Here is a 13550-nt window from a genome sequence, read left to right as displayed (position 1 = left end):
CCGCTCCGTGCGGGCCGGATCGCAAGGCGGGCCGCAAGGTCTTGCAGGTCTTGCAGGGGGATGCGGGGGAGCGGTTGTTACGGAAGGGCCGGTTCCGCGTGTGCCTCCTGGCCGGTTCCGGGCGGATATTCCGGATGAATCGGCGGAAGACGCGCCTCCACGCCTCTGTCAAGCGGCCCGACGGCAACCTTCGGGACACGCGGATGTAACGATCCACGGTTCTTGCAGAAATCCGCCGCAAGGTCTTTCGGCTCGTTTTCATCCCTGTTACGTTCCTGGCAACCCGGAGCGCCGCGAGGGAGCGGTCGCAATGAGGAAGGTTCCAGCCCCTCGTCTCCCCGGGATCATGTTGAAGGAGTTCACATGCGGCGTGGCATAGCGGCCACCGCGCTGGTCGCGGCCCTGGGCGTCACCCTGGCGGCGTGCGGCGGAAGCGACACCGGTTCCAACGGTGCGGCGAAGGGTTCGGGCGAGCTCTCCGGCACCGTGACGTGGTGGGACACCTCCACGGTCGGCTCCGAGGACAAGGTCTTCAAGAAGATCGCCGAGGACTTCACCAAGAAGCACCCGAAGGTCACGGTCAAGTACGTGAACGTGCCCTTCGGCGAGGCGCAGAACAAGTTCAAGAACGCCGCGCAGGCCGGCGCCGGCGCCCCCGACGTGATCCGCTCCGAGGTCGCCTGGACCCCCGACTTCGCCAACCTCGGCTACCTCGCCCCGCTGGACGGCACCGCCGCGCTGAAGGACGAGGGCGACTTCCTGCCCCAGGCCGCCGCCTCCACCAAGTACAACGGCAAGACCTACGCCGTCCCGCAGGTCATCGACTCCATGGGCGTCTTCTACAACAAGAAGATCTTCAAGGAGGCCGGCGTCGAGGTCCCGAAGAACATCGCCGAGCTGAAGACCGTCTCCGCCACGATCAAGGAGAAGACCGGCAAGACCGGCCTGTACCTCCGCGGCGACGACCCGTACTGGTTCCTCTCCTTCCTCTACGGCGAGGGCGGCGACATGGTCGACGCCGAGAGCAAGACGGTCACCGTCGACAACGAGGCCGGCGTCAAGGCCTTCAAGACGGTCAAGGACCTCGTCGACTCCAAGGCCGCGATCACCGACGCGACCAACGGCTGGGACAACATGCAGGCCGCCTTCAAGGACGGCAAGGTCGCCATGATGATCAACGGCCCGTGGGCCGTGGCCGACACCTACGCCGGCAAGGAGTTCGCCGACAAGGCGAACCTCGGCATCGCCCCGGTCCCGGCCGGCTCCGCCGGCCAGGGCGCCCCGCAGGGCGGCCACAACCTCGCCGTGTACGCGGGCTCCAAGAACCTGGACGCCTCCTACGCCTTCGTCGAGTACATGACGTCGGTCGAGAACCAGGCCAAGACCACCCAGGAGCTCAGCCTCCTCCCGACGCGTCAGTCCGCGTACCTCCAGAAGGACGTCGCCAAGAACGAGATGATCGGCTTCTTCAAGCCGGTCGTCGAGAAGGCCGTCGAGCGCCCCTGGATCCCCGAGGCCGGCAGCCTCTTCACGCCGCTCGGCACCGAGTACACCAAGGTCCTCACCGGCCAGACCACCCCGGAGCAGGGCGCGAAGGCGGTCGGCGACAACTACCGCAAGCTCCTGAAGGACTGGAAGTAAGAGGAAGGCTGGCCGGCTGATGGCTGTGGACACCCCCAGCCAGTCGGTGGCGAAGGCCGCGGGCGACGACGTCGCCCGCGGCCGGAGCCGCGGGACTGGTTCGAAGCGCCGGGCGCCGAAGCGCTCTCTCGCCACCCACTGGTACGCGTGGGCCATGATCGCCCCGGTGGTGATCGTGATCGCCGTGATCATCGGCTACCCCCTGGTGCGCGGCATCTACCTGTCGCTCACCGACGCCAACGAGCGCAACGTCGCGCGCAGCATCGGTGTCAACGAGATCCCGGCCAGCTACGAGTTCGTCGGCCTGGACAACTACGTCACGGCCCTCAACGGCAGCCAGTTCTGGGCGACGCTCGGCTGGACGGTCCTGTGGACCGTGGCCTGCGTGTCGATCACCTTCGCCCTCGGCCTGGCCCTCGCCAACATCCTCAACCGCAAGATCGCCGGCCGCTCCGCCTACCGGATGATGCTCATCCTGCCCTGGGCGGTCCCCGGCTTCGTCTCGGTCTTCGCCTGGCGCTTCCTCTACGACGAGCGCCGCGGCATGCTCAACCAGATCCTCTCCGGCATCGGCGTCGACGGCGTCCCGTGGCTGAACGACCCCACCTGGGCCAAGTTCTCCGTCATCGCCGTCAACGTCTGGCTCGGCATCCCCTTCATGATGGTGGCCCTCCTCGGCGGCCTCCAGTCCATCCCCGGCGAGCTCTACGAGGCGGCCGAGATGGACGGGGCCAACGCCTGGCAGCGCTTCCGGAACATCACCCTGCCGGGCCTGCGGTCCGTCTCCAGCACGGTGATCCTCCTCTCCACCATCTGGACCTTCAACATGTTCCCGGTGATCTTCCTGCTCACCCGGGGCGGACCCGGCGAGGCCACCCAGATCCTCGTCACCCAGGCGTACAAGTTCTCCTTCGAGATCAGCCCCCGCGACTTCGCCCAGTCGTCCACGTGGGGCGTCCTCATCCTGGTGCTCCTGATGCTCTTCGCCGCGATCTACCGGCGCGTCCTCCGCAAGCAGGGAGAAGTCTGGTGACCACCACGACCCCCACCCCCACACAGCGGCTGAACGCCCCGCTCCGGGGCCGTCGCTCGCCGCTCGCCTCGGTGGCGCTGCACGTCACCCTGATCGTCGCCTCCGTCGTCGCCGTCTTCCCGGTCCTGTGGGTCCTGCTGACCTCGCTCAAGCCCGCGAAGTACGCGACGACCACGGACTTCTTCAAGGAGACGACGTTCGAGAACTACACGAACCTGCTGCGGGACACCCCGTTCCTCACCTGGTTCGGGAACTCGCTCCTCGTCGCCGCGCTCACCACGCTCATCGGCGTGTTCATCTCCGCCACCACCGGCTACGCGGTCAGCCGCTTCCGCTTCCCGGGCAAGCGCGGCCTGATGTGGACCCTGCTCATCACGCAGATGTTCCCGGTCGCCGTCCTCATCGTGCCGATCTACAACATCATGGCGTCGCTGGGGCTGCTCAACCAGGCCGCCGGCCTGGTCATCACCTACCTGACCATCGCCGTCCCCTTCTGCGCCTGGATGATGAAGGGCTTCTTCGACGGCATCCCGCGCGAGATCGACGAGTCGGGGTACGTCGACGGGCTCACCCCCTTCGGCACCTTCTGGCGGCTCATCCTGCCGCTCGCCAAGCCGGGCATCGCGGTGACCGCCTTCTACTCCTTCATCACCGCCTGGGGCGAGGTCGCCTACGCCTCCGCCTTCATGGTCGGCGACGAGAACATGACGCTCGCCGGCGGTCTGCAGAAGTTCGTCAACCAGTACGGGGCCCAGTGGGGTCCGATGACGGCGGCCTCCGTCCTCATCGCCATCCCCGCGGCCCTGGTGTTCCTCTTCGCCCAGCGCCACCTCGTCACCGGCATGTCCGCCGGTGCCGTCAAGGGCTGACGGCCCTGAACGCCGAACCCGTACGCCCCTCCTTACCTCCCAGGGAAGACATGACCCAGCATCTCGCCCCCGCCGCCGACGCCCCCACCACCGGCACCGACACGGGCTGGTGGAGAGACGCGGTGATCTACCAGGTCTACCCGCGCAGCTTCGCCGACGGCAACGGCGACGGCATGGGCGACCTGGTGGGCATCCGCGGCCGGCTGCCGTACCTCAAGGAGCTCGGCGTCGACGCCGTGTGGCTCTCCCCCTTCTACGCCTCCCCCCAGGCGGACGCCGGCTACGACGTCGCCGACTACCGGGCCATCGACCCGATGTTCGGCTCGCTGCTCGACGCCGACGCCCTGATCCGCGAGGCCCACGACCTGGGCCTGCGCATCATCGTGGACCTGGTCCCCAACCACTCCTCGGACCAGCACGAGTGGTTCCAGCGGGCGCTGCGCGAGGGCCCCGGCTCCCCGCTGCGCGAGCGCTACCACTTCCGGCCCGGCAAGGGCGAGAACGGCGAACTCCCGCCCAACGACTGGGAGTCCATCTTCGGCGGCCCCGCCTGGACCCGGGTCGAGAACGAGGACGGCACCCCCGGCGAGTGGTACCTCCACCTCTTCGCCCCCGAGCAGCCGGACTTCAACTGGGAGCACCCGGCCGTCCGCGACGAGTTCCGCTCGATCCTGCGCTTCTGGCTCGACATGGGCGTCGACGGCTTCCGCGTCGACGTCGCCCACGGCCTGGTCAAGGCCCCCGGCCTGCCCGACCTCGGCGCGCACGACCAGCTGAGGCTGCTCGGCAACGATGTCATGCCCTTCTTCGACCAGGACGGCGTCCACGAGATCTACCGCTCCTGGCGGAAGATCCTGGCCGAGTACGACGGGCAGCGCGTCCTCGTCGCCGAGGCGTGGACCCCGACCGTCGAGCGCACCGCGAACTACGTGCGCCCCGACGAGATGCACCAGGCGTTCAACTTCCAGTACCTGGGCACCCACTGGGACGCGGCCGAGCTGCGCGCCGTCATCGACGCCTCGCTGGAGGCGATGCGCCCGGTCGGCGCCCCGACCACCTGGGTGCTCTCCAACCACGACGTCACCCGGCACGCCACCCGCTTCGCCAACCCCGCGGGCCTCGGCACCCAGCTGCGCACCGCCGGCGACCGCGAGCTCGGCCTGCGCCGGGCCCGCGCCGCGACCCTGCTGATGCTGGCGCTGCCCGGCTCCGCGTACGTGTACCAGGGCGAGGAGCTGGGCCTGCCGGACGTCACCGACCTGCCCGACGAGGTGCGCCAGGACCCGTCGTTCTGGCGGGCCAGCGGCCAGGACGGCTACCGCGACGGCTGCCGGGTGCCGATCCCGTGGACCGCCGGGGGCTCCTCGTACGGCTTCGGTTCCGGCGGCTCCTGGCTGCCGCAGCCCGAGGGCTGGGGCGCCCTGAGCGTCGAGGCCCAGACCGGCGACCCCGGCTCCACCCTGGAGCTGTACCGCAGCGCGCTCGCCGTGCGCCGCGAGCGCCCCGAACTCGGTGCGGGCGACGCCGTCGAGTGGCTGGAGGCACCCGAGGGCGTGCTCTCCTTCCGCCGCGACGGCTTCGTCTGCACCGCCAACACCACCGGCCGGGCCATCTCCGTCCCGCTGCCCGGCCGGTACCTCCTCTCCAACGAGGACGTCAGGATCGTGGACGACGCCGCAGAGGTGCCGGCCGACACCACCGTCTGGTGGGCGGTGTGACGATCCCCCCGCCGCGGGGCACCGGAAACGGCGCCCCGCGGCTCGCGGACATCGCGGCCCAGTCCGGGGTCAGCGAGGCCACCGTCAGCCGGGTCCTCAACGGCAAGGCGGGGGTGGCCGGCGGGACCCGGCACAAGGTGCTCGCGGCGCTCGACGTGCTCGGCTACGAGCGTCCCGTACGGCTCAAACGCCGCAGCGCGGGCCTCGTCGGGCTCGTGGTGCCCGAGCTGACCAACCCGATCTTCCCCGCCTTCGCGCAGGTCGTCGAGCAGGTCCTGGCCGGGCACGGCTACACGCCGGTGCTCTGCACCCAGATGCCCGGCGGCGCCACCGAGGACGAGCTGGTGGACCAGCTCGTCGAGCGCGGGGTGGCCGGCATCGTCTTCCTCTCCGGGCTGCACGCGGACGCCTCCGCCGACCCGGCGCGGTACGCCCGGCTGACCGAGCGGGGCGTGCCGTACGTCCTCATCAACGGCTACCACGAGCGGATCGACGCCACCTTCGTCTCCCCGGACGACCGGGCGGCGGCGCGGATGGCCGTGCGGCACCTGGCCGAGCTGGGCCACGAGCGGATCGGCCTGGCCATCGGCCCGACCCGCTACGTGCCCTCGCGCCGCAAGGCCGAGGGCTTCGCCGCCGAGCTGTACGAGGTGCTCGGCGTGGAGCGGGCGGAGGCCGAACGCTTCGTGCGGCCCACCCTGTTCGGCGTCGAGGGCGGGCACGCGGCGGCCGAGATCCTGCTCGACGAGGGCTGCACGGGCATCGTCTGCGGCTCCGACCTGATGGCGCTCGGCGTCATCAGGGCGGCCCGCGCCCGGGGCCTCGACGTGCCCGGGGACGTCTCCGTCGTCGGCTTCGACGACTCCCCGCTGATCGCCTTCACCGACCCGCCGCTGACCACCGTGCGCCAGCCCGTGCAGGCCATGGCGACGGCGGCGGCCGGCGCGCTCCTGGAGGAGATCGAGGGCAATCCGGTGCAGCGCACCGAGTTCGTCTTCCAGCCGGAGCTGGTCGTGCGCGGGTCCACCGCGCAGTCCCCGCACGCGACGCCGTAACTCCTCGCGTCCTCCCCCGCGAAGGGCGTGCCGGAAGTATTGACCGCACGCCTGTACGCCCCTACGGTCGCGGCTGAAAACAGTTGCTGAGATTTTCGGCAACTTCTTGCGAACAGCTCTCGCACGCGACAGGGACGTCGTACAGGAGGAAGCATGGCAAGAAGGACCGTGGCCGCTGCACTCGCCCTCGTGGCGGGAGCCGCTGCGGCCGTCACGGTGAACGCCCCGGCGCAGGCCGTGCCGCCGGGGACGAAGGACGTCACCGCGGTGATGTTCGAGTGGAACTTCGCCTCGGTGGCACGGGAGTGCACCGACCGCCTCGGCCCCGCCGGCTACGGCTACGTCCAGGTCTCCCCGCCCCAGGAGCACCTCCAGGGCGGCCAGTGGTGGACCTCGTACCAGCCCGTCAGCTACAAGATCGCCGGCCGGCTCGGGGACCGCACCGCCTTCAAGAACATGATCGACGCCTGCCACGCGGCCGGCGTGAAGGTGGTCGCGGACTCGGTCGTCAACCACATGGCCAACGGCTCCGGCACCGGAACGGGCGGGACCCCGTTCTCCAAGTACGACTACCCGGGCCTCTACTCCGGCTCCGACATGGACGACTGCCGGTCCTCGATCTCCAACTACCAGGACCGGGGCAACGTCCAGAACTGCGAACTGGTCCAGCTCCCCGACCTCGACACCGGCGAGGAGTACGTCCGCGGCAGGATCGCGGGCTACCTCAACGACCTGCTGTCGCTGGGCGTCGACGGCTTCCGCATCGACGCCGCCAAGCACATGCCGGCCGCCGACCTCGCCAACATCAAGTCCCGGCTGACGAACCCGAACGCCTTCTGGAAGCTGGAGGCCATTTACGGCGCCGGCGAGGCCGTCTCCCCGAGCGAGTACCTCGGCAGCGGCGACGTCCAGGAGTTCCGCTACGCCCGCGACCTCAAGCGGGTCCTGCAGAACGAGAAGCTCGCCTACCTGAAGAACTTCGGCGAGGCCTGGGGCTACATGCCCTCCGGCCAGTCCGGCGTCTTCGTCGACAACCACGACACCGAGCGCGGCGGCGACACCCTGTCCTACAAGGACGGCGCCAACTACACCCTCGCCTCCGTCTTCATGCTCGCCTGGCCCTACGGCTCCCCGGACGTCCACTCCGGCTACGAGTGGACCGACAAGGACGCGGGCCCGCCCAACGGCGGCCAGGTGAACGCCTGTTACGCCGACGGCTGGAAGTGCCAGCACGCCTGGCGCGAGATCTCCTCCATGGTCGCCTTCCGCAACACCGCCCGCGGCGAGGCCGTCACCCACTGGTGGGACAACGGCGGCAACGCGATCGCGTTCGGCCGCGGCGCCAAGGCCTACGTGGCGATCAACCACGAGTCCACCGCGCTCTCCCGCACCTTCCAGACCTCCCTGCCGGCCGGCACCTACTGCGACGTCCAGTCGAACACCCCGGTCACCGTCGGCGCCAACGGCCAGTTCACGGCCACCCTCCCCGCGAACACCGCCCTCGCCCTCCACACGGGCGCCGTGAACTGCGGCGGCGGCACCACCCCCACCACCCCGCCGACGACGCCCCCCGCCACCGCGGGCGCCTCCTTCAACGTCACCGCCACCACGGTGATCGGCCAGAACATCTACGTCGTCGGCAACCGCCCCGAGCTGGGCAACTGGGCCCCCGCCTCCGCCCTGAAGCTCGACCCCGCCGCCTACCCCGTCTGGAAGCTGACGGTCCCCCTCCCCGCCGGCACGGCCTTCGAGTACAAGTACGTCCGCAAGGACGGGGCCGGGAACGTCACCTGGGAGTCCGGCGCCAACCGCACCGCGACCGTCCCCGCCTCCGGCCAGGTCGTCCTGAACGACACCTTCCGCAGCTGAGCCCCCTCCCTCCGCAGGGCCGCCCCGACCGGGGCGGCCCCCTCTTCCCGTACCTCCAGGGAGCCCCCGTGATACCCAAGAGAACGGCCGTGGCGCTCGCCGCCGCCCTGTGCGCGACCCTCGTGCCCGCCCTCCCGGCCTCCGCCGCCCCCCGCCCGCCGGCCCCGCCGTCGGACCGGGCCCTGGCCGCCGAACCGGCCCGCCAGGACCTCACCCGCGAGCAGTTCTACTTCGTGCTCCCGGACCGGTTCGCCAACGGCGACACCGCCAACGACAAGGGCGGCCTCACCGGCAGCCGTACCGCCACCGGCTTCGACCCCACCGACAAGGGCTTCTACCAGGGCGGCGACCTCAAGGGCCTCACCCAGCGCCTGGACTACATCAAGGGCCTCGGCACCACCGCCATCTGGATGGCGCCCATCTTCAAGAACAAGCCCGTCCAGGGCGTCGGCAAGGACGCCAGCGCCGGCTACCACGGCTACTGGATCACCGACTTCACCCAGGTCGACCCGCACTTCGGCACCAACGACGACCTCAGGAAGCTCATCAGGGCCGCCCACGCCAAGGGCATGAAGGTCTTCTTCGACGTCATCACCAACCACACCGCCGACACCGTCGACTACGCCGAGAAGAAGTACGGCTACCGCTCCAAGGGCGCCTACCCCTACCTCGACGAGGACGGCCGCCCCTTCGACGACCGCGCCGCGATCGGGAAGGTCGACGCCGACTCCTTCCCGTACACCCCCGTCGAGAAGGCGAACACCAAGGTCCCCGCCTGGCTCAACGACCCGACGATGTACCACAACCGCGGCGACTCCACCTGGCAGGGCGAGAACGCCGAGTACGGCGACTTCGTCGGCCTCGACGACCTGTGGACCGAACGCCCCGAGGTCGTCGAGGGCATGAAGAGGATCTACGAGACCTGGGTCCGCGACTTCGACATCGACGGCTTCCGCGTCGACACCGTCAAGCACGTCAACCTGGACTTCTGGACCCAGTGGGCCACCGCCCTGGACGCCTACGCCAAGAAGCAGGGCCGCGAGGACTTCTTCATGTTCGGCGAGGTCTACTCCGCCGACACCACCGTCACCGCCCCCTACGTCACCCGCGGCCGGCTCGACGCCACCCTCGACTTCCCCTTCCAGGACGCCGCCCGCGCCTTCGCCTCCCAGGGCGCCGGCGCCGACCGCCTCGCCGACGTCTTCGCCGAGGACTACCGCTACACCACCGACAAGGCCAACGCCTACGAGCAGGTCACCTTCCTCGGCAACCACGACATGGGCCGCTTCGGGGCCTTCCTCAAGCAGGACAACCCGAACGCCTCCGACGCCGAACTGGTCCGCCGCACCACCCTCGCCAACGAGCTGATGTTCCTCTCCCGCGGCAACCCCGTCGTCTACGCGGGCGACGAACAGGGCTTCACCGGCGCCGGCGGCGACAAGGACGCCCGCCAGACCCTCTTCGCCTCGAAGGTCGCCGACTACCTCGACGACGACCGGCTGGGCACCGACCGCACCCACGCGGACGACGCCTACGACACGAACCACCCTCTCTACCGGTCGATCGCGGCCCTGTCCAAGCTCACCCGCGAACACCCCGCCCTGCGCGACGGCGTCCAGCGGGAGCGCTACGCCGAGGGCTCCGTCTACGCCGCCTCCCGCACCGACGCCCGGCAGCGCGTCGAGTACCTGGTCGCCGCCAACAGCTCCACCGAGCCCAAGACGGTGAGCGTCCCGGTCGACTCCGCCTCCTTCCGCACCCTCTACGGGGGCCGCGGCACCGTCACGGCGAAGGACGGCGAGGTCACCGTCACCGTCCCCGCCCTCTCCACCCTCGTCCTCCAGGCCGACCGGCCCCTCCCCGCCGTCGCCGCGAAGCCCTCCGTCGCCCTGAAGGCCCCCGCCGCCGGCTCCACCGGCACCGTCGAACTCACCGCCGACGTCACCGGCGACGGCCTGAACCGTGTCGTCTTCGCCGCCCAGGTCGGCAACGGCCGCTGGCAGACCCTCGGCACCGCCGACCACGCCCCCTACAAGGTCACCCAGCACGTCACCGCCCCCGCCGGCACCGCGCTCCGCTACAAGGCCGTCGTCGTCGACAGCGCCGGACGCACCGCGAGCGCCACCGCCGCCACCACCGCCGGCGCGCCCCCGGCCCCGGAGAAGCCGGTCGCCGTCGAGCGCCCGTACGCGATCGTCCACTACCGGCGCGAGGACGGGAACTACGACGGCTGGACCCTGAACGCCGCCGGGCAGCAGGCCGCCTTCACCGGCCGCGACGCCCACGGCGCCTTCGCCTGGGTGAAGCTCCCCGAAGGCGCCTCCTCCGTCGCCTACACCGTCGAGAAGGACGGCACCGCCGACGGCCCGCAGCGCACCATCAGCCTCGGCCGCACCGGCGAGGTCTGGGTCACCCAGGGCCAGGACGGCCAGTCCGACACCGCCCCGGCCCCCGCCCCCCAGGACAGGACCAAGGCCGTCATCCACTACCAGCGCGCCGACGGCGACTACGACGGCTGGGGCCTCCACCTGTGGACCGGCGCCGCCCAGCCCACCGACTGGTCCAAGCCCCTGCTGCCCACCCGCACCGACGCCTACGGCGCCGTCTACGAGGTGCCGCTCGCCGAGGGCGCCACCACGCTCTCGTACATCCTCCACAAGGGCGACCAGAAGGACCTCCCCACCGACCAGGCCCTCGACCTCGCCGCCACCGGCCACGAGGTCTGGCTCCTCGCCGGACAGCCGAAGCACCTCCTGCCGACCTCCGGCAGCGCCCCCGCCCTCGACCTCGGCAAGGCCGAGGCGCAGTGGATCGACCGGAACACCGTCGTCTGGAAGGTCAAGGCGAACGACTCCACCAGCCAGCAGCTGGTGTACGCCCCCGACGGCGGCATCACCGCCACCGACGGCGTCCTCAGCGACGAGGGCCAGTGGCTCCGGCTGAACCCGGGCGGCCTCACCGACGCCCAGAAGGCGAAGTTCCCGCACCTCAAGGACTACCCCGCCTTCACCGTCGACCCCCGCGACGCCGACCGGGTCCGCGCCTCCCTGCGCGGCCAGCTGATCGCCACCCAACGCGCCGCCAACGGCGCCCTGCTCGCCGCCACCGGCGTCCAGACCGCCGGCGTCCTCGACGACCTCTACGCGGCGAAGGCCGTACGGGCCGACCTCGGCCCGGTCTTCGAGAACGGCCGCCCCACCCTCTCCCTGTGGGCGCCCACCGCGCGGACCGTCGCCCTCGAGATCGACGGCCGGACCGTGCCCATGCGCCGCGACGACGCCTCCGGCGTCTGGCGGGCCACCGGCCCCAGGTCCTGGACCGGCAAGCCGTACCGGTACGTCGTGAAGGTCTGGGCGCCCACCGTCCAGAAGGTCGTCGAGAACCGGGTCACCGACCCCTACTCGACCGCCCTCACCGCCGACTCCGCCCGCAGCCTCGTCGTCGACCTCGCCGACCCGAAGCTCGCCCCGGCCGGCTGGGGGACCCTGCGCAAGCCGGCCGCCGTACCGCTGCGCGACGCCCGCATCCAGGAACTCCACGTCCGCGACTTCTCCGTCGCCGACCCGACCGCGAAGGCCGACCACCGAGGCACCTTCCTCGCCTTCACCGACGAGGACAGCAAGGGCTCGCGGCACCTCAAGGCCCTCGCCGACTCCGGCACCAACTACGTCCACCTCCTCCCCGTCTTCGACATCGGCACCGTCCCCGAGAAGAAGTCCGACCAGACGGTCCCCGCCTGCGACCTGAAGGTCTACGCCCCCGACTCCGAGGAGCAGCAGGCCTGCGTCACCGCCGCCGCGGCGAAGGACGCCTACAACTGGGGCTACGACCCGCTGCACTACACCGTCCCCGAGGGCTCCTACTCCACCGACCCGAACGGCACCCGCCGCACGGTCGAGTTCCGGCAGATGGTCCAGGCCCTCAACGGGCAGGGCCTGCGCACCGTCATGGACGTCGTCTACAACCACACCGTCGCCGCCGGACAGTCCGACAAGTCCGTCCTCGACCGGATCGTGCCCGGCTACTACCAGCGCCTCCAGGCCGACGGCTCCGTCGCCACCTCCACCTGCTGCGCCAACACCGCGCCCGAGAACGCCATGATGGGCAAGCTCGTCGTGGACTCGGTCGTCACCTGGGCGAAGCAGTACAAGGTCGACGGCTTCCGCTTCGACCTCATGGGCCACCACCCGAAGGAGAACATCCTCGCCGTCCGCGCCGCGCTCGACGCCCTGACCGTCGAGAAGGACGGCGTCGACGGCAAGGCGATCGTCCTCTACGGCGAGGGCTGGAACTTCGGCGAGATCGCCGACGACGCCCGCTTCGTCCAGGCCACCCAGAAGAACATGGCCGGCACCGGCGTCGCCACCTTCTCCGACCGGGCCCGCGACGCCGTCCGCGGCGGCGGCCCCTTCGACGAGGACCCCGGCGTCCAGGGCTTCGCCTCCGGCCTCTACACCGACCCCAACGCCTCCACCGCCAACGGCACCCCGGCCGAGCAGAAGGCCCGCCTCCTGCACTACCAGGACCTCATCAAGGTCGGCCTCACCGGCAACCTCGCCGGCTACACCTTCACCGACACCTCCGGCCGCACGGTCAAGGGCTCCGAGGTCGACTACAACGGCTCCCCGGCCGGCTACGCCGCCGCCCCCGGCGACGCCCTCGCCTACGCCGACGCCCACGACAACGAGACCCTCTACGACGCCCTCGCCTTCAAGCTGCCCGCCGGCACCTCCGCCGCCGACCGGGCCCGCATGCAGGTCCTCGCCATGGCCACGGCCACCCTCTCCCAGGGCCCGGCGCTCTCCCAGGCCGGCTCCGACCTGCTCCGCTCCAAGTCCCTCGACCGCAACTCCTTCGACAGCGGCGACTGGTTCAACGCGATCCACTGGGACTGCCGGGACGGCAACGGCTTCGGCATCGGCCTCCCGCCGGCCGCCGACAACAAGGCCAAGTGGGGCTACGGCAAGCCGCTCCTCACCCTCCCGAACCTGACGCCCGGCTGCGCCGAGATCGAAGGCGCCTCCGCCGCCCACCGGGACCTCCAGAAGATCCGCGCCACCGAGCCGGCCTTCTCCCTGGCCACGGCCGGCCAGGTGCAGTCCGCCCTCTCCTTCCCGCTCTCCGGCGCGGACGAGACCCCGGGCGTGATCACCATGCGCCTCGGCGACCTGGTGGTCGTCTTCAACGCCACCCCGGGCGAGCGCACCCAGACGGTCGCCGCCCTGGCCGGCACCGCCTACGGCCTGCACCCCGTCCAGGCGAACGGCTCCGACGCCGTCACCAGGTCCGCCTCCTACGAGGCCGGTTCGGGCACCTTCACGGTCCCGGCCCGCACGGTCGCCGTCTTCAAGGCCACCGGCTGACG

7 protein-coding genes are annotated in these 13550 nt (G+C 70.9%); all 7 read left to right on the top strand.

Going from position 1 to position 13550, the window contains the following annotated elements:
- The first annotated feature begins 363 nt into the window (after positions 1-363).
- The 7 genes from ACFW6A_RS02095 to pulA all read left to right on the top strand — a co-directional run bounded on the left by ACFW6A_RS02095 (position 364) and on the right by pulA (position 13548).
- On the top strand, positions 364-1641 hold the full coding sequence (locus ACFW6A_RS02095) for an extracellular solute-binding protein (protein WP_351848138.1): 1278 nt from the start codon (positions 364-366) through the stop codon (positions 1639-1641).
- A 19-nt stretch (positions 1642-1660) separates the two neighbouring features.
- On the top strand, positions 1661-2674 hold the full coding sequence (locus ACFW6A_RS02090; protein WP_351848141.1) for a sugar ABC transporter permease: 1014 nt from the start codon (positions 1661-1663) through the stop codon (positions 2672-2674).
- A complete protein-coding gene (locus tag ACFW6A_RS02085; RefSeq protein ID WP_351848144.1) occupies positions 2671-3543 on the top strand; it encodes a carbohydrate ABC transporter permease in 873 nt (290 codons plus the stop codon). The genes ACFW6A_RS02090 and ACFW6A_RS02085 overlap by 4 nt, the downstream gene beginning before the upstream one ends.
- A gap of 50 nt (positions 3544-3593) precedes the next feature.
- Entirely contained in the window at positions 3594-5261 is a 1668-nt protein-coding gene (locus ACFW6A_RS02080; RefSeq protein ID WP_351848147.1) for an alpha-amylase family glycosyl hydrolase, read from the top strand.
- Positions 5249-6316 carry a LacI family DNA-binding transcriptional regulator gene (locus tag ACFW6A_RS02075; RefSeq protein ID WP_386483350.1) on the top strand — a complete coding sequence of 356 codons (1068 nt, stop codon included), beginning with the start codon at positions 5249-5251 and terminating at the stop codon, positions 6314-6316. The genes ACFW6A_RS02080 and ACFW6A_RS02075 overlap by 13 nt, the downstream gene beginning before the upstream one ends.
- A 153-nt stretch (positions 6317-6469) precedes the next feature.
- On the top strand, positions 6470-8185 hold the full coding sequence (locus ACFW6A_RS02070) for a carbohydrate-binding module family 20 domain-containing protein (RefSeq protein WP_351848154.1): 1716 nt from the start codon (positions 6470-6472) through the stop codon (positions 8183-8185).
- 68 nt (positions 8186-8253) lie between these two features.
- Complete coding sequence (gene pulA, locus ACFW6A_RS02065; RefSeq protein ID WP_386638182.1) at positions 8254-13548, top strand: pullulanase-type alpha-1,6-glucosidase; 5295 nt, start codon at positions 8254-8256, stop codon at positions 13546-13548.
- Positions 13549-13550 lie beyond the last annotated feature (2 nt).

The sequence above is a fragment of the Streptomyces sp. NPDC058758 genome (genome assembly GCF_042746075.1).
Lineage (GTDB): Bacteria > Actinomycetota > Actinomycetes > Streptomycetales > Streptomycetaceae > Streptomyces.
This window is presented reverse-complemented; position numbering and strand designations above follow the sequence as displayed.

Coding starts and splice junctions, on each gene's coding strand:
- ACFW6A_RS02095 (WP_351848138.1), top strand. CDS start 364: ATGCGGCGTGGCATAGCGGCCACCGCGCTGGTCGCGGCCCTGGGCGTC.
- ACFW6A_RS02090 (WP_351848141.1), top strand. CDS start 1,661: ATGGCTGTGGACACCCCCAGCCAGTCGGTGGCGAAGGCCGCGGGCGAC.
- ACFW6A_RS02080 (WP_351848147.1), top strand. CDS start 3,594: ATGACCCAGCATCTCGCCCCCGCCGCCGACGCCCCCACCACCGGCACC.
- ACFW6A_RS02070 (WP_351848154.1), top strand. CDS start 6,470: ATGGCAAGAAGGACCGTGGCCGCTGCACTCGCCCTCGTGGCGGGAGCC.